This window comes from Komagataeibacter ossonobensis, from assembly GCF_057359305.1.
The window spans coordinates 1-20156 of the sequence record NZ_JBXAYQ010000050.1 but is presented as its reverse complement, the minus strand read 5'-3'; the positions used below and the strand labels follow the sequence as shown (position 1 = coordinate 20156).

The following is a 20156-nucleotide window of genomic DNA, read 5'->3' as shown; positions in this document are numbered from 1 at the left end:
CTTAGAGGCACGGTTGGCGATAGGGCAGAGCGTACTGGTTCCGACACCTATAGGTATCTGCTGTTTGGCATGGTCTTTCTCATGTATGTCATCAATTATGGTGATCGGGCTGCTCTTTCCATTGCCATGCCGGCACTCGAGACGGAATTTGTCCTTACGCCCGTGCAGATCGGGTGGATTTCATCAAGTTTCCTGTTTTCTTATGTCGTACTGAACCTGCCATCTTCCATCATGCTGGATGTGTACGGCACTCGCATCGTGGGTACGCTGGCGGTAGGATTCTGGTCTATCGCGATGATGCTGGGCGGTTTCGCACACAATGTACTGCAGTTCATCCTGACACGCATCATGCTGGGGGCTGGTGAAGCCCCTACCTTCAGCCTTGGCAGCAGTATTGTCCGACAGTGGGCCCGGGTTGGAGAGCGCGGTATCATCATGACGGTCATCCTTTGTGGCATGCAGGCCGGGCTGGCTGGCGGAACGATCGCGGGGGCCTGGCTGATCGGATGGTTCGGCTGGCGAATGGAATTCATCATTCTGGGTGCGCTGGGGTTCGTGTGGGCGGCGGGCTGGGTCGTGGCCTGCCGGGGGGTGCTTCCTGCCGGGCAGGAAGCGCCAGGCAGGGGCGTGATTTGGGTGCGTGAAGTGGGCTCGCTTTTCCTTTCCCGCTCTTTTTGTGCCATTGTTATTGCTCAGTGTTGCGGCAACTACCTGAATTTCCTGATTATGTCATGGTTGCCGCTGTTTTTGATGAAGCAGCTTCATGTAGACGTACTGCATGCGGCGCTTAATGGCACGGCCTGTTACGCAGTTGCGGCTGTTGTTGCCATTGTCTGTGGTGCGGTGGGTGAACGCTGGATTGTGCGCCGGTATCCAGGTCTCGCCGCACGGCGTCTTGTCGTATGTGTCTTTTTCGGGTGTGCGGCCCTGATCGGGTTATTGCCTTTTGTGCATGCAACATCGGCAGTGGTGGCCCTGATCGCATTTTCGTTAGGCAGCATGATTGCGGGCAATGGAGCGAACATGGCGCTGCTGGCTGATCTGCTGCGTGAGCATGACAAGATTGGTACCGTTACCGGACTTACACTGACCTTCAGTAACTTCATGGGGATGATTGCCCCTATCGCGACGGGATATATTGTTGCTGCTACGAATAGCTTCGATGCCACCTGGTATATCTGCGCGGCAGGTCTGATTCTGGGTGGGCTGCTTTCAGTATGGCTTGTCCGGTCCGAAATCGTCATGAAATCTGCTGCAGAGACATAAAAAATACGACTGTTTCTTTTTTGCATCATATCATGTCATTGTTGGGAAAGGTTTTTTTATTATCCGATGGCTTCGTCCCTTCGGGATGGAATTATGTTGTTTCGGAATCGGTATCATTATCTTTATATTCCATATATAAATTGAACATGAGTTCGCTGGCTTTCTGTCATCAGCCAGCATGACGCCAGGACTCTTCTATCCTTGTGATTTACGCATGAGGGAAAGAATGGGGTCTTTATGTCAATATGAATGAACAAAAAATTGTTTTATTTCAATAAATAAGAAAAAAACAAAGAAAGTAGACCAAAAAGAATTTGCGATTTCGGAACGTTTTGTTATCGTCGCATAACATGTGTAATTTATATATAAATCATCCACTATACGGCCATAAGAGGCTGTCCGGTTCCTGAGCGGACTACGAAAGACGGGCGCAAATGATTGTTTCTTTGCAGCAAGGATTTTCGACAGATGGATAAAATGAGAAAAGATAGGCTGTATCTGCTTGCAGGTGTGGCGTTTGGCATGCCCATGCTCCTGGTGGCGGCAGGGAAGGCCCAGACGGCCTCCACCATTCCGTCCAGCAGCGCATCCACGCGGAGCCAGCACACGACCAGGACACAGTCGGCCGCCCGGGTAATCAACCATGCGGTAGCCGATCATCCTGAAACAATCCAGGTAAGCGGCACGTCCACTAGTTCGGTCCTGTCGCCCGCCACCGCCCGGCATAGTACGACACAGGTTACGGTCGTCAGCGGGGCTGAGCTTCTTGCTACCGGTCAGACCAACGTCATGCAGGCGCTGGCACAGGCAAACCCGGCCATTACATCACCGCCGCAGGCGGGCGTGGGTAATAACGGTTTTGTACAGACCATGCAGTTACGTGGTCAATCGGCGGATGACACGCTTATTCTTGTCAACGGACACAGGCGGCATGTTGGCGCGAACTTCAACGCTAATGCCGGTCCGAACTGGGGTACCGATCCGGCGGATATCTCCCTCATCCCCATTTCCGCCATTGACCATATTGAGGTGATCACGGAAGGTGCTACGGCGCTGTATGGGCAGGACGCGCTGGCGGGCGCCGTCAACATCGTCCTCAAGCATACAACGCATGGCGGTTCCATCAATTTCAAGAACAGTGGCTATTACGCGGGCGACGGGCAGGCACTGGACGGATCAGCGGATTATAACATGGCGCTGGGCCATCGTGGCGGCTATCTTGATCTTGCGGCACAGGTTACGCACCAGCTTCCCACCACGCGTACGGGCGATTACGTGGGTACCCTCTTTACCGACCCTGAGCGCAACGCCACGGCGGACCGGGATGTGCAGCGCATGTTGGGCATACCCAAGTCCACGCTGGAGACGATGAGCGCCAACATGTCGATCCCGCTGGCGGAAAACATCAATTTTTACAGTACATCGACCTTCTCCCATCGTCGTTCCAATGTGGCCGAAACCTATCGCAGTGAGGCGGACAGCCTGACAAACCCCTATCTGTACCCCAATGGTTCACAGCCCTATATCGCGATGGATCAGTATGATTTTGAAACCGACAATGGCATCAAGGCCCGTAAATTTGGTTTTGCATGGGATGCGTATGTAACCTATGGTCGTGACGATCAGACCTATTCCACAATTCATTCCGACAACGTTTCCCTGGGCAACGCCAGTCCGACCGATTTCTATGATGGCAAGGCCATTACATCGGAGCTGACGGCAGGCCTGCGCGGTTCGCGCTCGTTCGATACCGGCTTCCTGCCAAAGCCGCTCAACCTTCGCTTTGGCGGGGAATACCGTCACGATACATTCCAGATGACGGGTGGCGACCCGCTATCCTATTACGGACGTGGGGCAACCGATCATGCTGGTAACGTGCCGGCCGCGGTAACCAACCAGAACCGTGACGTATTCGACGGTTCCATAAATCTTGATTTCTGGGTCACCAACAAATGGGAATGGACCCTTGGCGGACGCTCGGTCAGCTACAACAACCTGGCAACAGTGCAGACCGGCTCCATCGGGACGCGCTACAATTTCAACAAACGCTGGGCCATCCGGGCCAGCATCAATACTGGCTACCGTCCCCCCACGCTGGCGGAAATGTATTATTTTTACAACGCACCCTTCGCCGGATATTCGATCGATCAGCTACCTGCTAACAGTGCGGCAACCCGTGCACTCGGTGGTGGCAACATGAAAGGCGAATATTCGCGCAATTACAGCATTGGCGTGGATGCAACCCCGGTGGACAATTTCCATCTGACCGGAAATCTGTACTACATTGCCATCAACGACCGACTGGCCAGTACGACGACCCTTGGCGGCAGTTACGTGGCGGAGGCACTGGCGCAGTCAGGGCTGAGTGGCGTGACTTATGCTTCGTACTATACCAATCCCGTCAATACGCAGACATTCGGCGGCGATTTCAATGCCGACTACACGCTGCATACACCCCGTTACGGCACCTTCCGTTTCGCCATGGGGTTTAACTTCTCGGATAACGAAATACGCAGCTACAATGCAACACCGTCCGTACTGGCCAGCCACGGGCTGTCCACCTTTAATAATTATGCGGAAGAAATGATGCTGCATTCCGCCCCTAAGAACCGCGAGAGCCTGAGCGTTAACTGGAAATATGGCAAATGGTCGGTCTTCGTGCAGGAAATGCGCTATGGCTCCATGACTTTCCTCGCCAGCCCGACTTCGGTCCCTATGCAGGTCAACCCCGCGTTCCTGACCAATATGGAGGTCAGTTATCAGGTCCTGCCGAAGTGGTCAGTCGCGGTCGGGGCGAATAATCTTGGCAACAAATATCCGACACGGGTGCCGTCCTCCATTTCCGGGCCGCTGTTTGGGGCATACAAATATCCCTTCTATTCACCTTACGGTTTCAACGGCGGTATGTACTACGTCAAGACGGCGCTCAATTTCTGATATCTGGGGTTTCCATTTCGTAATGAAGCAGTCCGTGCATAATTCCTCCGTGGTTCCAGGCTACCGTTTTGTCATTTACGCCATGACGGTCCTGATGTGTGTTATCGGTTATGGCGACCGGGCGGTGCTGGCCGCGGGCATGCCTCTGATCGGTCAGGAATTCGGTCTGTCCACGACACAGGTGGGGTGGGTGCTATCCAGTTTCCTGTGGTCGTATTTCATCCTCAACCTGCCTGCCGCCCTTCTGCTTGACCGGTTCGGTCCCCGGGTGGTGGGCATGTTTTCCGTCGTGCTGTGGTCTGTCGCCATGATCCTCGGGGCGCTGTCGGGCACGCTGGTGCAGTTCCTCATCGCCCGTGTCCTGCTGGGCGCGGGGGAAGCCGCGACGTTTTCCCTCGGCAACAAGGTGGTCGATGCCTGGTCCCCGGTACAAGAGCGCAGCATAATGATGACGGCTTTCACATGCGGTATCCAGATCGGCCTGGCCGCAGGGGCTGCGGTGGGGGCTTGGCTTATCATGCAATATGGCTGGCGCGTGGCGTTTGTCGTGCTCGGTGTCGTGGGATGCCTGTGGGCTGCCGCATGGTTTGTGGCCTATCCTGCCCATGATCGATCGTCCACATTGGCCGGCGGTGTGTCGGGAGGGATGGGTCTATCCTTGCGTCCACTGTTGCGCAGCCGTTCCTTCTGGTGTGTGGTAGGTGCCCAGTGTACGGGCAATTATGCCAATTTTCTCATGATGACATGGGTGCCGACCTATCTGGTGAGCACCCTGCATATGGATCTGCTCCATTCCGGCGCCAATACGGCCATCTGCTATCTTGCCGCAGCCTGTCTTTCGATGGCAGGCAGCAGGGCGGGGGAATGGGTGCTGGCGCGTTCGGGGAACGGGATCGGCGCAAGACGGCGTGTCGTCGCGTTTTTCCTGTCACTGGTGATGGTTGTGGCCGCGCTGCCGTTGTGCACCACGGCGCTGGAAATCATGGGGGTTCTGTCTCTTGCCATGGGGGCGATCATTGCAGCACTCGGGACAAATATGGCGCTACTGGCCGAACTGCTGGTCGAGCGGCACTACCTGGGGTCCGTTACAGGGTTCATGCTGACCTTCAGCAACGGGATCGGCATCCTTGCCCCGGTCGCGACGGGCTATCTTGTCGCGGCGACTGGTAATTTCCATGCGGTTTTTTATGTTACGGCCTGCATTGTGCTGGCTGGTGCACTGACGGCATGGCTGGGACCAAGGCAGATGTTCCATGCAGCGGCAGGCCGTGACCGCGCAGGCAACGAAGTGCAGCAGGGAGCTGGATCTTGAAAATAAGCATGGCAGGCACGGGCGGCCTGTTACTGGATATGGCTGAAGGCGCCTTTGATGAAGCCGTGCAGGCGCGTATATGGGCCATGGCCCGCACGCTTGGTGCGAGTGAATGGTGCACGCAGGCCGTACCGGGGGTGAACAACCTGCTGGTTACCTTCGATCCACTCGTGACCGACGGGGAGAAGGTCAGCCAGAAGCTCGGCATCCTGTGGGCCGAGGCCGTCGCTGATGATACGCCTCCTGCCGTTATAGATGTCAGGGTGGATTATGGAGGAACCTTTGGTGAGGATCTGCCCGAAATCGCGTCGCGGACTGGTCTGACGGAAGATGAAGTGATTGCCCTGCATGCTTCGGGAACCTATCGCGTTGCCGCAATCGGGGCCATGCCTGGCTTTGTGTACCTGACCGGTCTGGACAGTCGCCTCGCCATACCCCGCCGGCATTCACCGCGGCTTAAGGTTGAGCAGGGCGCGGTCGTAATCGGTGGTGGCCATGCGGGGATCATGCCCTGTGCCGCGCCCTCTGGGTGGCACATTATGGGACGTACGAAACTGGATATGTTTTCCCCCCACCGGCAGGATCCGCTCCTGCTTCATCTGGGCGATATCGTGCGTTTTCATGACAGCCGCAAGGACTGCCCTGCATGATCGAAATCCTGACCAGTGCGCAGCTCAATTCCATTCAGGATGCGGGTCGCACACATGCCCTGACACTAGGGGTGTCGATCGGTGGAGCCATGGATGGCATGGCTCTGGCGGCAGGCAACATACTGGTGGGCAATGCCCGTAATGCTGCGGGGATCGAAGTCGTATTCTATCCCTTCCGTCTGCGTTTCGAGATCGACACCATCTGTGCCGTGACCGGGGCTGACTGCAACGCGACGTTGGATGGCAGGCCCGTTCCCCCATGGTGGGTGGTGAGTGTCAGGGCTGGGCAGGTGCTGACGTTGACGTCTCCACGCAGCGGATGCCGGAGTTATGTCACGATAGCGGGCGGACTGGATGTGCCGTGTGTGCTGGGGGCGCGGGCAACTGATATAAAGGGGGGCTTTGGCGGCCTTGACGGGCGAGGACTGAAGCGGGGCGACAGGATCGCAACCTTTCCTGCAGGACGGACTGAGGCGGCATTGCCTGTCGGTGGTATCGGGGCCGGTCCAGGCTACACGCTCCTGCCGCAGCAGGACAGCGTGACGGTCCGGTTCCTGCCCGCTGCGGAATATGATGAGTTCCAACTCCGGTCCCGTGAACGGTTCGTGACTGAGGATTGGACCCTCTCCAGCAGCGCCAATCGCATGGGCTATCGGCTGGAAGGTGCGGAACTGCATATGCACAGGCCACTGAGTCTGTTTTCACACGGCATCGTGCCAGGCACCATACAGGTGCCCCCTAGCGGCCAGCCTATCGTGCAGATGCTTGATGCCAATACCTGCGGGGGATACCCCAAGATCGGCACGGTCATCGAGGCAGACCTGCACCTGCTGGCGCAGCTACCCATTCAGGGGCGTGTCCGCTTTGAACAGGTAGGGCGTGACACGGCAATTGCGGCACTGCGGCAACAGCGCGCGATGCTGGATCAACTGGAGCAAGAGGTCGCGGCCTTTTACATATAAGGAAACCGGGATGAACAGGTTCATAGATATCAATGCCGACCTTGGTGAAGGCTGGGGGCATTACCAGATCGGGAATGATGATGCGATGCTTTCCATCGTATCTTCGGCCAATGTAGCCTGTGGATTTCATGGTGGTGACTTTAATACAATGGCCCATACATTTGCCGAAGCCCGCCGCAAGGGCGTCACGATCGGGGCACATCCGGGTTTTCCCGACCTGTGGGGTTTCGGGCGACGGATCATACCGTTTTCCCTACCTGAAATCGAACGGATCGTGGCCTATCAGGTCGGGGCCGCACGGAGCATGGCGGCCTATGCCGGGCATGAACTCGCCTATGTCAAAACACACGGCGCTCTGGGTAACCTGACGGAAAAGGATCCCGAGGTCGCCCATGCCATTCTCAATGCCCTGAAGGCCGTCGCTCCCGACCTGCCAGTTATGGCCATAGCGCTGAGCCATCTGGAAACCATAGGGCGTGAGCGCGGCATGACGGTCCTGTCCGAAATTTTTGCCGATCGTGCCTATACGGAAGACGGGCATCTCGTCTCACGCAAGGAAAAGGGTGCTGTCCTGCATGATGCCGATTTTGCCGCCACGCGCGCGGTCAGGATGATACAGGCAGGCGCGATCGAGACGGTTTCCGGCCGCCTGTTGCCGACCCGCATCGATAGCATATGCGTGCATGGCGACAACGCGGAAGCGGTCGACATCGCGCGCAAGGTCCGCACTCAACTGGAAGAGGCGGGTTTTACGATCCGCCACGGCACAGGCGTGCAGGTATAGGCCTGCTATCATATGCAAGGATGGATATGTGAATACCGCACTGATTGAAGCCCTGATGGCGCGCATGCGCGCCGAGGGCGTAATCGAGCTTGATTATAGCTGCAACGGGGAACGCATCCGGCTGGTACGTGAAAGCGAGCCGACTGAAGCGCTGGCGTCTGTCGCGCCCGCCCCTGTGGTGGACGAAGGAACGCCGTCCAACGACATGCCTCTCCCAACCCAAATTGAAATCAGGGCCCAGATGGCAGGGCAGTTCTATACCTGTCCCGGCCCGGGGGAAGCGCCTTTTGTGACGGTGAATGACGAGGTGACCGAAGGGGCGCCACTTTACATTCTGGAAGTGATGAAAATGCTGAACCGGATGGAGGCGGAATTCCCATGCCGGATCGTTGCGGTTTTATGTGAAAACGGAACAGCGGTCGAGATCGGCACGCCCCTGTTCCGGGTGGAGCGAATCGATCATGCGGAAGGTTGAAACGGTCCTGATCGCCAACAGGGGCGAGATTGCACTGCGCGTGGTGCGGGCATGCCGGGAACTGGGACTGCGTACGGTGGGCATCTATTCCGAGGTCGATGCCAGCCTGCGCCACCTGTCCCTATGTGACCGCACGATCTGCATCGGCCCGGCATCAGCCGCGCAAAGCTATCTGGATAGGGATCTGGTACTGCGGGCCGCCCGTCTGACACAGGCCGATGCCATCCACCCCGGTTATGGCTTCCTGTCGGAAAATCCGGCCTTCGCCCACGCGGTGGAACAGGCTGGCCTGGTGCTGATCGGGCCTTCCGCCACCATCATGCAGCGCATGGGCGATAAGATCGAGGCCAAGCGCACGATGATTGCAACAGGCATGCCGTGCTTGCCAGGGTCCGATGGTCCGTTGTCAGATGATATGGAGCAGACCCGTGCCCTGTGCGCGCGTATCGGCTATCCCCTTATTGTCAAGGCCGCGGGGGGCGGGGGCGGACGTGGCATGCGGATCGTGCAGGAACCTGGTACGCTGGAACAGGCCGTCCAGACCGCACGGGAAGAAGCCATCCGCGCCTTTGGCAACGGTGCGCTTTATGCCGAACGCTTCCTGACCCACCCTCGGCATGTGGAAATACAGGTTATGGCCGACCGGCATGGCCATGCCGTCTGGCTGGGTGATCGTGACTGTTCCGTGCAGCGCCGCCACCAGAAGGTGATCGAGGAAGCGCCCGCCCATGGCATTGCACGGGATGAGATCACGCGCCTTGGCGCGCTCTGTGCGGCGACGTGCCCTCAGATCGGGTATGTGGGGGCAGGCACATTTGAGTTCCTCTATGAAGACGGCGCTTTTTATTTCATTGAAATGAATACGCGTATTCAGGTCGAGCACCCGGTGACCGAGATGGTCACCGGCATCGATATCGTGCGTGAGCAGATCCGCGTTGCAATGGGGGAACCCCTTTCCTTCACGCAGTCTGATGTACGGTGCGGTGGCCATGCCATTGAATGCCGCATCAACGCGGAAAACCCCGATACCTTCATGCCTGGCCCCGGCAAGGTTACGCACTGGCTTCCTCCTGGTGGGGAAGGCGTGCGCATCGATACCCACCTATATGACGGCTATGTGGTGCCGAGTTCTTATGATTCCCTGATCGCCAAGCTCATCGTGCGTGGACGTTCACGTCAGGAGGCAATCAGCAAGATGCATGCCGCACTGGGGGAGACCGAAATCGAAGGTATTCCCACCACCATCCCTCTGCATCTGCGTCTGATGGAGGATGAGCGCTTCCGGGCAGGAGACATATCGGTTCATTATCTGGAAGAATGCGACCACACGCGCAAAAAGGACGGTAGTCATGATGCAAAATAAGGATATGCCGATGGATATTGTGTGGGATATGGTCGCACGTATGCGTCGCCATGGCATGCAGGAACTGGACGTGCGTGATGACACAATGGCACTGCGTCTGCGTCTTAATCCAGTTGGCATGGCTCCGGTTGCGACAGAGACGTCGTCCGACGGCATGGCGTCGATACCGTCGATTGCCCCATCTTCTGGCACGGTGGTCCGTAGTCTCTGCATGGGTGTTGCCCTGCTGGCCCATCCGCTACGGAGTGCGCCGGAGGTTGAACTCGGTCAGGACGTAGGAGAGGGGGATATTGTCGCATTTGTAGGTGTCGACCACATCCTGTATCCTGTCCTGGCGCCGTGTGCAGGATATGTGGGAGAAATCAAGGTCACACAGGGAACGGTGATAGGCTACCATCAACCGATTATGCTTATCGGAAAAAGAAACAATATTTTATAACTTATTATTTTCATTATATATGCAGTAAATTTACTTTTCTTTATTTGAAATTTCATTAGCGATGGGTGGAGCGGGTAGATTGCCGATGCGGGCTCTGCACAGACGGGGATTTCTGTAATCATTCTTACCCCATGCGTGAGACTTGCGGCTCATGGACGACCGCTGTGCCGCGGCGTTCTTCCCGCAGATCTGTCTCGCGGTGAACTGTTAAATTGCGAATGGCGTATAGTATTAATATATAAAATTATCTCATACGTCATTATACAATGTATATAATACAAATAAGGTAAGGATAAATTGCAGCCTGCCGAACAAGGCTGACCACGCAAAGCGGTTCAGCCTTGTTCGGCAGGCTGCAGTGTAAGCAGGATTTCCAGCAGATTGTTGATCAGGCGTCGTCGGGGCGCATAACGTTGAAATAGAAAACCGATTTTACGGCAGGGAACGGGAGCAGGCAATGATATCTTTTTCAGTTGCATGCCGTCAGGCCACGGTAATGCCCAGTCAGGCACAAGCGATACGCCCGTACCTTGATTGACAATGCTGACGATGGCATCGAGGGAGTCCAGTTCGAGGCGTTCATGTGGCCAGATACCGTTGCGCCGAAGATATTCATTTGCCAGACGACCACCCCACTGATTGCGGTCATAGCGGATAAAGGGATAATCACGAAGGATTTCGTGCGGGTCAGTTTCCTGGACATTTTTCGATGTGATGACGACCAGTGGTTCGGAACGCAGTGTCTGCCATATACAGGTGCTTGGGATATCAAATGGTGGTTTTACAATGAATGCAGCATCAATAAAACCATCCATTACCGCATTATGAAGGACAGAGGACGAACCCGGCGTAATATGAAGTTCAATACCGGGGAAAGATTCAAAAAAAAGTTTCAGATATGGCGGAAGCAGTCCGTTTGCAGCACTGGATATGGCACCCAGGTTCAGCTTCCCGACAGGTGTCGTGCTTGTTGCAATCGTACATAGGTCCTGCACGCTGGTAATGATGGCACGACTTTGTTCCAGAATGGCCAGTCCGTTTTCGGTTGGCTGAACGCTGCGGCCGTCGCGTTGCACCAGATTGCAGCCGATTTCCTGCTCCAATGTATGTATTCTCTGTGCCAAGGTTGCCGGTGTCAGGCCCAGTTGCCGGGCTGCAGCCGCTATGGACCCCTGTTCCACGACAATCAGGAAGCTTTCGAGGAAGCGCGTATCCATGGGTGATTACTCTAATCCCGAACTTGAAAAACCAGAAACAGAGAAGGGCTGTCTGATATGGGAGTCATGATGTAAGAATATATATTGGACGGGATGGTCATGAAACGACAGGATGCCGATCGGGGCTAAGATTTTTTGGTTGCAGGAGCGGGACGATCTGTCGCAGCAGGTTCGCATGTGTTGAAGCATGTAGCCACAATACACCAATGTGACGTTGCAGCATCGTATCGGGTAGCGGGATCTTGCGGATTCTGAGTCCTTCCGGCCACGGCTTCAGCCAATCCGGAACAAGGGAGACGCCTACCTTCTGGCTGACCATCAGGGCAATGGCCTCAAGTGAATCGAGTTCCAGTTGTCGTGTTGGAAAAATCCGGGTTTCACGCAGATAGGCATCTGCTATCCGACCACCCCACTGGTTACGGTCATAACGAAGGAACATGTTTTTCTTCAGGATTTTCAAGGGGTCTGTTTCGGTGCAGTCTTCGGAAACCAGTACGACCATTGGTTCTGACAGGAGGCGTTTCCAGCCACATGTCTTGGGAATGGAAAATGGTGGCTCGACAATGATCGCGCCATCCAGTTGCCCCTCGGCCACTTCATGATACAATTTTGTTGACTGGCCCGGTGTCACATGCAGATCAATTTTTGGATAATCGAACAGGAACTTCCGCAGCATGAAGGGCAGGATGCCGGTCAGGGCCGTGGAAATTGCACCAAGTTTCAATTCGCCCGCAAACTCGTTATGCGTGGCCAGGGCCTTCAGATCCTCCACCCCGCGGATCAACTGGCGGCTTTTTTCAATAATGCCCAGTCCTGCGGCCGTCGGCGTTACGCTGCGTCCGGCGCGCACCAGAAGTGGCTGTCTGATCTCGTCTTCCAATGCCTTTATACGCTGGGCGACTGCTGCAGGCGTCAGCCCAAGGTGACGGGCTGCATCAGCTATGGAACCCCGTTCCACAATGGCGATAAAGCTTTCCAGAAAACGCGTGTCCACAGGAAGTCCCTTTCTTTCCGCGGTGGTGGGCGATTTGAACTGTCTTTCAGCACAGGTATCAGTGCCTGACCCGTGCCTGGACTGGTGGGTGGGTATCGTCAGGGATCGGACTGATATAGGGGCATTCACGAAGACGTTGCGCGTGATCTGCGCGGGCACGCTCCAGCACCTGAGGTGACAGGAACAGGCGGGATGCGGTCATTGCCATCGCTTTGGCGACATGGATCATGCCACGATGTGCAACGGCAGATTTGCCCTGTGCCGTCATCTGCCAGGAATGTAACGGAGTACCGATGGTGCATGTAGCACCCAGCGCCTGAACGGTCGGAATGGTCCAGCTGACATCCCCCACATCCGTTGAACTCAAGGTAAACGGACTGGCCGGCGGCAGGATGAAATCGGTCAAGGCGATGTCGCGTGGTTTCAGGCCGATCTGCCCAAAGGCGGCAGTCATGTCGTCAGGTGACAGGGTCGCCTGAATCTGTCGGGCAAAAGCCTGTTCCCGTGCATCGAAGTCGGGGGGGCCAAGCTGTTCGAAACTGTCCTGCATGATCTCTTCCAGTGGCGGGCAGGCAAGCAGGTTGGCAACCCCGGCGGTGACCTGGCTACTGACAGTCGTGCCCGTCATCAGCGCCGCACCCCGTGCTACCTGCCGCACACGTTCGACCAGCGGGAACAGGTCAGCCAGTTCTTCCGTGCGAATGGAATAGCGCACCACGGCTTCGGACTGGACCACATTCGGGGCGGTGCCACCGGCGTTAATATAGGCATAATGAATGCGTGATGTCGGCAGCATATGTTCGCGCAGATAGTTGATGCCCACGTTCATCAGTTCCACCGCATCCAGCGCGGAACGTCCCAGATGCGGGCTGGCCGCTGCATGGGCAGATCGCCCGGAAAAGGTAAAATCCAGTCGCATATTGGCCAGCGACGTGGGGGGCAACACCCCACAAAAGGCAGTCGGATGCCATGAAATGGCAGCATCCACCCCGTTAAACGCACCTGCACGGACCATGAAGCCCTTGCCCGCCCCGCCTTCTTCCGCCGGGCAGCCATAATAGCGCACCCGTCCCGGTAGCCTGTTTGTCGCAAGCCAGCGCCGGATAGCGGTGGCAGCCAGAAGTGATGCCGCACCCAGAAGGTTATGCCCGCATGCATGACCGTTGGCATTATCCGTCGCGATGGGATGGCAGATACCCGCCTGCGCGGCAAGGTCGGGCAGAGCGTCATATTCTCCCAGAAATGCAATGATTGGACCGCCATGCCCGCTTTCAGCCATGACCGCTGTGGCGATACCGGCCAGGGGCGGGGTGACGACAAAACCCTGTTCATGCAGCATCGCGGTATGCAGCGCACATGAACGTGTTTCCTCGTAACACAGTTCCGGTGTGTCCCATACGGCGTCGCTCAATGTGATGGCGGCCTGTGCTGCAGCGTCCACATGTAAGCTGAGGTCTTCGAGATTACGCATTGCCATGAACCAGTTCGTAGGAAGGAAAGGGACGACTGCCGCGGCAGCCATAACGTTACGTTATAATAATGTTAAATCTCGTTCCGACTATGCGATCATATACGATATTGGTTACAACAAAATGGTTTTTATGGTGGTTTCGTGGATATGGATAAGAGGGAAGCCGTCAAAAAAACGCAGTTTTTTGCCGTTTCTGTTCGGGATAAAAAAGAATTGCATAGTTTTGATATCTTTTGAACCAAGAAGTACCGTCTGTTTGTTTTGAAAAGAATATGTTTTGAATACGCAACATGAGTGTTCCGATCTGGTCGCCCTGGTCGGTGGTATGGAACAGGAGTTCACGATGTTTGCGGTCCAGCAGAAGCGACAGAAATCGGTTATGAAGCATGCGTTTCGCAGCTTTCTTATGTTGTCCGTCTATACCGGGTGTATGCCGGTCGAAGCGGCCCTGGCAGATGATGCAAAGGGTGCAAAGCATGGCAAGGCACCGGTGGCATCACATGCTGCGTCTCCGGCATCGGTGCAGACCCATGTTGCGCCTGAAGTCATCAAGGTCACCCGCGGGCGTCGCGCGTTCGCTTTTGGTGCGGATCAGCACAAGGCAGGCAATATCACCAACCTGACGGCGGAAGAACTGGTCACGCATCATGTCACCACCGTTCAGGATATCCAGAACCTTGTCCCGAACCTGACTATCCAGACCGAAGGTGGTTCCAACGTTCCGGATTATTATCTGCGTGGCATCGGCATGCAGGATTATACGCAGAACAACATGTCGTCTGTCATGACCTATTTCGACGGCGTGCCCTATACTATTACGTCCATGAGTTCAGGGCAGATGTTCGATGTGGCATCCATTGGCGTCGAACCGGGCCCGGTGGGGTTTGAGCACGGGCTGGCCGATACTGGCGGTGAAGTGCGGATCACGACCAATGACCCGACCAAGACCCTGCATTATGGCGTGTCGGAAGACATTGCCAGCTATGCCCGCAGCAAGACCAATTTCTATGTTTCCGCCCCGATCACCAGGCGTCTGCAGTTCCGTATCGCGGGGCAGATGCTGCAGGGTGGCGCATTCCGTTATAATCGTGAAAACGGTGAATCGCTGGGGCGCGCAAACGAGGGCGCCCTGCGTGCCAAGCTGGCCTGGCAGCCGGATGACAAGACGAATGTCAAGATAACGGGCAACTGGTCACAGGACTCGTCGGAAGCGGATGCGGGTTTCATTCTGGGGGATAACAGCAATATCCTGCCACGTGACCGCGACATTTATGCCACCGGCTGGAACCTGAACCCGCAATATGCGAAACTGCTGGGTATCTCCCCCAAAAGCAAGCCGTCGTACAATGATGTGCAGTGGGGTATCAATATTGATTTCGACCGTGATCTGGGGTGGAGCCACCTGACCGCGGTATCGTCGTTCCAGCAGCAGCAGCGACATGAATATATTGACCGTGATGCCGAAGCCTACCGTTCGGGGGACAGTTACCTGACGGGCAGCATGAATGTCTTTTCACAGGAAATCCGCCTGTCGGGCAATGTGCTCAATGACCGTCTGCACTGGGTCGCCGGCATGTATTATAATCGTGTGCGCGCATCGGGTGAAAATTGGTTCGATTACACTGATCGTCCCGGCAAGGATTATTTTCAGAACAGTGCCCATGAACAGCCGCAGCAGGATTTCGCGCAGTTCGTCAACCTGACCTATAGCCTGACACATAAGATCCGCCTGACCTTCGGTCTGGAACACCAGACCGATGACCGGCAGTTCATCAATGACGCCGTCTATCGCTACAACCCCACCACATTGGCCAAGACCTATACCCAGACATTTTCCAACCATGGCACCATGACGAACCAGTTTTCGGGCAAGGTCGGGATCAACTACCAGGTCCAGCCCAATGTGATGCTGTATGCCGATATCCGCCGTGGGGTGAAGCCGGGGGGCTTTACCGCCAACACCACCCTGACGGAACAGCAGGCGGCAGGCTTCAAGCCGGAATGGCTGATGGCGTATGAAGTCGGGTTCAAAAGCGAATTCTTCAACCATCGCCTGCGTATCAATGGCGCCGCGTTCTGGGATTCCTATCATGATCAGCAGTACTTCTCGTATATTCTGGTTCCAAACTGGGGTACTGTCGGGTCGTATGTGAATGTGCCGCGCTCGCACATTTTCGGCACGGAACTGTCCATTAGCGCCAATCCGATCCGTGGTCTGACACTTACGCAGAACGTGGGCTACCAGCGCGGTACGTATGATGATTTCCAGGTACTGAACGTGCAGGCGGTCAGCGCATACAAAGCCGCGCATAATGAATGGAAGGCGTTTAATGACAACTATAACGGTGCCGACATGGGCATTCCCAAGCTGACGCTGAACGGGACCATTTCGTGGTTCTTCCGCACTTTTCGTGATGATGTTTTTGATTATGCGGGCTGGAGGACACGAGCCCTGAGGAGTTCGAAGCCTGCTCTTCCGAACATGGTTCGCTTGATCATTTTCAATCGGCTGATCTGTCCTTCAACCGGGCTGGTTGTCCATGGTGTGACGAGAGAAGCTTCAATGGCAGCAGCATCCCGTTCAAGCGCAGGAATCAAACGCGATAGCAGCGTCGTTTTCCCTTCTTCCAGCAGGGCCTTCAGCTCGCCTTCCTTTCTGGTGTCCTCCTTTTTACAGAGGAGGTTCTGCATTTTCCTGAGCCAGCAGAGCGTGACAGCGAGTTGCGGTTCGGCTTCCAGAAGGGCAGGAACAAGTAGCCCGTCCTGTCGTCCAGCAGACAATGGATCATCTGCAAGAAGAAGGCGTGCAAGTTTGCGCCCCAGAGGGGGCGAGACATACGCGGAAGAAACGGGTTTCGTGGAAATACCCTGTCGCGTCGTCACCCATTTCCGGACAGTGCCATATTTTCCTGTAAACCCCTGCTCCAGGAGTTCCCGCCATAGCTGGCGAATATTCCGACATCCTTCGACCCATCTCTTTTCCAGATGGGATATGTAAGGCCCGAGTATGCTGCGTGTCGGAACCGTTCTTTTCCATGTTGGCGCATGGCCCCGCTGAAACCAGCGCCGCACGGTTTTTCTCTCTACTCCGATCGTTGTGGCGATAGCCTGAATACTGTGCCCTTCTGCTTTCAGGGCAAGAGCTTCATTGAAAAGAGTTTCACGTCGTTCCCCAGAGACTGACCTGATGAGCGTCTGCGCTTCTTCTGGTTGTGTCCTGACTGTTCCAGACGTTTCGCTCAATGTCGTTGATGCGCTGAGTTGTCGCGTCAGGGTTCTGACTGTTGTCGTGAAACGGCCCAGTATGCTGACAAAAGCCTCTGACAGGTTCTTCAGCAGATGCCAGCGGTCCGTCACCTGAAGAGCTGATGGCGCGCCTCTGTGGCATCCATCTGCATAAGCACCAGCACGGTCTCTGGCAATGATTTCAACACCGGGGTGGGCCTGCAGCCATTGGGCCAAGGTCGCAGCCTCCCGATCTGGCAGGAGGTCAATGACATCATTTTTCTCAAGATCGACTACAATCGTTCCATAGTGATGTCCCCGTCGCCATGCCCAGTCATCCACCCCTACCACGCGTGTAGGAGGCATGTCTTTCCTGGTGTTCCGTGCCCGGGAAAGGAGGCGGCGAATGAGAGTGTCCGGGCTGATGGGGCAACACAGGCGCACGGTCATTCGTGCACCAGCGGAACCGCCCAGGGTATGGGCGATATAATAATGAAGATCGGTAAGACGCGTGGTCTGTCTGCCATGACGCACGGTTATCCCGTCAAGGGGCATCACAAAGGTCCGACGTGGACAGACCGCAGCCTGACAGAAAAAGCGTGGTACAGAAACGAACAGCGTGGCCGGACGGCCCTGCCATGGAAGATCCGCAAGTTTTCTCTGAGAGCCTGAATCAGAAAGCGGTTTGATTGATTTTTCGCAGAACTCTGCGGATATGGGCAATCATCAACCACGCGTGGGATGACGAGATTGTTGCCTCGACATCCTTCGTGAGGCGACGGCAACGTCCGAGCCATGCAAAGCTACGCTCCACGATCCAGCGTTTGGGCAGGACGACGAAGCCTTCGGCCCGATCGCTACGTTTGACGATCTCGATCGTCCATCGGCCGAGTTCAGCCAGCGCACCACGCAACTTCTCGCCAGCATATCCCCCGTCACCGATCAGATGGCGAAGCCAGGGAAACAATGAGCGTATTCTGGTCGCTACCAGCGGCGCACCATCACGATCCTGAATGTCGGCGGGATGTACAACAGCCGCCACGACATGACCCAGCGTGTCGGTCGCGATATGCCGCTTGCGTCCCTTGATCTTCTTGCCCGCGTCATAACCGCGTGGGCCGCCATTTTCAGCGGTTTTAACCGACTGGCTGTCGATAATGCCCACTGAAGGCGTGGCGTCTCGCCCGTCCTGCTCACGCGACAGGATCACGAGAATATGGTTCATGGCTTCCCATCTTCCCTCGCGGATCCAACGGTAGAAATAGCCCTGTACGGTCGTGAAGGCCGGAAAGTGCCGGGGCAACTGCCGCCATTGGCAGCCGGTCGTGACGATATAGAGGATCGCCTCCATGACCCGGCGCAAATCCGTACGTCGTGGTCTGCCCAGCCGTTTCTTCTCGGGCATCAGCGGCGCAATCAGCGCCCACTCCGCATCGCGCAGGTCGCTTGCATATTCCAGGTCGTCCCTTTGATACTGCGCTCGGGTGATTTCAGTCCAGGCCATCTTGATCTCATCAGGTTATCGCAAACCCATGAATCATAACCCGCTGAAATCACTCAACTCATTTTCGGTCAGACACTGATAGAAGCTGTGAACGCGTTGTGTCGGGCACTGACAGTCCGGACACAGTACACTCCGCTTGCGCAGACCGACTTCGATCTCCACTCTGTTGTCCAGTGCAACAACACGACGAACGACGAGGGAACGGGGAAGATCCGGGATCCGAAGGCGTGACACTGGGGAATATCCATGAAAGTGGGCGACTTTCAGGATTTCCCAGTTCCAGAAGCACAGTACAAGATACCCATCACGAAAAGTGCGGAAGAACCCATTTCGTATGAAACATGACCCGTATTCCGCAGGTACGTCATCCGCATGGAAGGTGATTATTCATACCGTGGCGCGCAGGATACCGTGCCGCGCGGCACCGGAGGCTACCTGCTGCCGTCCTATTTCCTGATGAACGGCAGCGTGACCTTCCGTCCGGTCAAGGGACCGTGGTCGGTCACGGCCTACGCCACGAATATCCTCAACCGTGACTACATCGTCAGCCGGACGCTTGCGACAACGGTCAACATGGGTATTTCCGGCCAGCCCCGGTTTGTCGGTGGCCGCTTCGCCTACAACTTCTGATCATCGCGCAATGACCTGAAAGCCGCCTGCGGTTCTCACCTTGATCAGGGGACCGCAGGCCGGAAAAATGGGATGAAGCCAATGCAAGATATCCAGACACGACTGTATCACCGCCTGAACTGGCGCATCATGTCCTGGATTATCGTGATCTATCTGATGGACAGCATAGATCGCACCAATCTGGGTTTCGCGCGGGCCCATATTTCGCAGGATGTCGGGCTGACGGCAGCACAGTTCGGTTTTGCCGCTGGTGTCTTCTTTATCGGTCTGGTCCTGTTTGAAATACCGGTCAGCCTGCTGGCATCGAAAGTCGGGGCGCCGAAAACATTCGCCCGCATCATGGTCCTGTGGGGGGTGACATCGGCTGCGACCGGTTTCATCCATGACCGGCAGAGCTTCTATATCCTGCGTTTCCTGCTTGGCGTGTTCGAGGCCGGTTTCGCACCCACCTGCACCTATTACCTGGCGCGCTGGTATCCGGCTGAACGGATGTCGGGCGTCATTTTCTGGCACCAGCTTTCGCTACCACTCGCCGGGATCATGATCGGTCCGGTATCGGGGTGGCTGCTGACGCATTTTGATCAGGTGGGCGGCCTTGCGGGCTGGCGGTGGATGTTCGTTATGGAAGGGCTGCCGTCCGTTCTGCTTGGTTTCATCATTGTATTTGTCCTGCCTTCCACGCCACAGGAAGCAAAATGGCTTTCATCACAGGAACGCACGGTAATCGAGGGGTGGAGCGTGCGTAAGAACGTGCGTCACGGCACGTTTTCCGCCGTTGTGCGCGATCCGGCGATCTATATGCTGTCGCTGGGCTTTTTCGCGCTGATGGCCGGAATGTACATGCTGAATTTCTGGATGCCCTCCCTTATACCAACCATTGTTTGGTCTGACTCACGGGGTACCCATCGGGTTAAAAATGTGATTCAC

At 56.0% G+C, this 20156-nt stretch carries 16 protein-coding genes and 2 pseudogenes; 12 read left to right on the top strand and 6 right to left on the bottom strand.

Features of this window, described 5'->3' with window-relative positions; translation table 11 throughout:
* The first annotated feature begins 69 nt into the window (after positions 1 to 69).
* The 9 genes from AC1RQ9_RS16660 to AC1RQ9_RS16620 all read left to right on the top strand — a co-directional run bounded on the left by AC1RQ9_RS16660 (position 70) and on the right by AC1RQ9_RS16620 (position 10188).
* Positions 70 to 1266, top strand: a complete 1197-nt coding sequence (locus AC1RQ9_RS16660) for an MFS transporter (RefSeq protein WP_082267051.1) — start codon at positions 70 to 72, stop codon at positions 1264 to 1266.
* 468 nt (positions 1267 to 1734) lie between these two features.
* A complete protein-coding gene (locus AC1RQ9_RS16655) occupies positions 1735 to 4203 on the top strand; it encodes a TonB-dependent receptor plug domain-containing protein (protein WP_053323811.1) in 2469 nt (822 codons plus the stop codon).
* Positions 4204 to 4237: 34 nt separating this feature from the next.
* Positions 4238 to 5515 (top strand): MFS transporter, encoded by a 1278-nt coding sequence (locus tag AC1RQ9_RS16650; RefSeq protein WP_367651114.1) that lies wholly within the window; start codon positions 4238 to 4240, stop codon positions 5513 to 5515.
* Complete coding sequence (gene pxpB, locus AC1RQ9_RS16645) at positions 5512 to 6165, top strand: 5-oxoprolinase subunit PxpB (RefSeq protein WP_420605129.1); 654 nt, start codon at positions 5512 to 5514, stop codon at positions 6163 to 6165. Before AC1RQ9_RS16650 ends, pxpB begins: the two co-directional genes overlap by 4 nt.
* On the top strand, positions 6162 to 7127 hold the full coding sequence (locus tag AC1RQ9_RS16640; RefSeq protein WP_053323808.1) for a 5-oxoprolinase subunit C family protein: 966 nt from the start codon (positions 6162 to 6164) through the stop codon (positions 7125 to 7127). The genes pxpB and AC1RQ9_RS16640 overlap by 4 nt, the downstream gene beginning before the upstream one ends.
* Positions 7128 to 7137: 10 nt before the next feature.
* Positions 7138 to 7911, top strand: coding sequence for a LamB/YcsF family protein (locus tag AC1RQ9_RS16635; RefSeq protein WP_053323807.1), 774 nt, complete (start codon positions 7138 to 7140; stop codon positions 7909 to 7911).
* A gap of 28 nt (positions 7912 to 7939) precedes the next feature.
* Positions 7940 to 8386, top strand: coding sequence for an acetyl-CoA carboxylase biotin carboxyl carrier protein (locus tag AC1RQ9_RS16630; RefSeq protein WP_235450556.1), 447 nt, complete (start codon positions 7940 to 7942; stop codon positions 8384 to 8386).
* Positions 8373 to 9749 (top strand): acetyl-CoA carboxylase biotin carboxylase subunit, encoded by a 1377-nt coding sequence (accC, locus tag AC1RQ9_RS16625; RefSeq protein WP_053323806.1) that lies wholly within the window; start codon positions 8373 to 8375, stop codon positions 9747 to 9749. Before AC1RQ9_RS16630 ends, accC begins: the two co-directional genes overlap by 14 nt.
* Positions 9736 to 10188 (top strand): acetyl-CoA carboxylase biotin carboxyl carrier protein, encoded by a 453-nt coding sequence (locus AC1RQ9_RS16620; protein WP_217420219.1) that lies wholly within the window; start codon positions 9736 to 9738, stop codon positions 10186 to 10188. Before accC ends, AC1RQ9_RS16620 begins: the two co-directional genes overlap by 14 nt.
* 335 nt (positions 10189 to 10523) lie before the next feature.
* On the opposite strand, the gene AC1RQ9_RS16615 is transcribed toward AC1RQ9_RS16620, so the two are convergent.
* The 4 genes from AC1RQ9_RS16615 to AC1RQ9_RS16600 all read right to left on the bottom strand — a co-directional run bounded on the left by AC1RQ9_RS16615 (position 10524) and on the right by AC1RQ9_RS16600 (position 14348).
* Positions 10524 to 11405 carry a LysR family transcriptional regulator gene (locus AC1RQ9_RS16615; RefSeq protein WP_217420220.1) on the bottom strand — a complete coding sequence of 294 codons (882 nt, stop codon included), beginning with the start codon at positions 11403 to 11405 and terminating at the stop codon, positions 10524 to 10526.
* Positions 11406 to 11502: 97 nt separating this feature from the next.
* On the bottom strand, positions 11503 to 12399 hold the full coding sequence (locus tag AC1RQ9_RS16610) for a LysR family transcriptional regulator (RefSeq protein ID WP_053323803.1): 897 nt from the start codon (positions 12397 to 12399) through the stop codon (positions 11503 to 11505).
* A gap of 58 nt (positions 12400 to 12457) precedes the next feature.
* Entirely contained in the window at positions 12458 to 13870 is a 1413-nt protein-coding gene (locus tag AC1RQ9_RS16605) for an amidohydrolase (protein ID WP_217420221.1), read from the bottom strand.
* A gap of 166 nt (positions 13871 to 14036) precedes the next feature.
* Positions 14037 to 14348: a hypothetical protein gene (locus tag AC1RQ9_RS16600; RefSeq protein ID WP_161804135.1), complete on the bottom strand. Its 312-nt coding sequence runs from the start codon at positions 14346 to 14348 to the stop codon at positions 14037 to 14039.
* Here AC1RQ9_RS16600 and AC1RQ9_RS16595 point away from each other — a divergent pair.
* Positions 14250 to 16265, top strand: a pseudogene (locus AC1RQ9_RS16595) (TonB-dependent receptor); the annotation flags it as partial. The gene AC1RQ9_RS16600 and the pseudogene AC1RQ9_RS16595 sit on opposite strands and share 99 nt — an antisense overlap.
* Positions 16266 to 16297: 32 nt before the next feature.
* Here AC1RQ9_RS16595 and AC1RQ9_RS16590 read toward each other — a convergent pair.
* Both AC1RQ9_RS16590 and AC1RQ9_RS16585 read right to left on the bottom strand, forming a co-directional pair.
* Positions 16298 to 17758, bottom strand: a pseudogene (locus AC1RQ9_RS16590) (ISL3 family transposase); the annotation flags it as partial.
* Positions 17759 to 17768: 10 nt separating this feature from the next.
* Positions 17769 to 18599 carry an IS5-like element IS1032 family transposase gene (locus tag AC1RQ9_RS16585; protein ID WP_011253091.1) on the bottom strand — a complete coding sequence of 277 codons (831 nt, stop codon included), beginning with the start codon at positions 18597 to 18599 and terminating at the stop codon, positions 17769 to 17771.
* Between the two features lie 372 nt (positions 18600 to 18971).
* Here AC1RQ9_RS16585 and AC1RQ9_RS16580 point away from each other — a divergent pair, with 372 nt between their 5' ends.
* Together AC1RQ9_RS16580 and AC1RQ9_RS16575 are read left to right on the top strand one after the other, a co-directional pair.
* On the top strand, positions 18972 to 19229 hold the full coding sequence (locus tag AC1RQ9_RS16580) for a TonB-dependent receptor (RefSeq protein ID WP_053323800.1): 258 nt from the start codon (positions 18972 to 18974) through the stop codon (positions 19227 to 19229).
* Between the two features lie 72 nt (positions 19230 to 19301).
* The coding region (locus AC1RQ9_RS16575; protein WP_485987877.1) for an MFS transporter at positions 19302 to 20156 on the top strand (855 nt) is incomplete at its 3' end.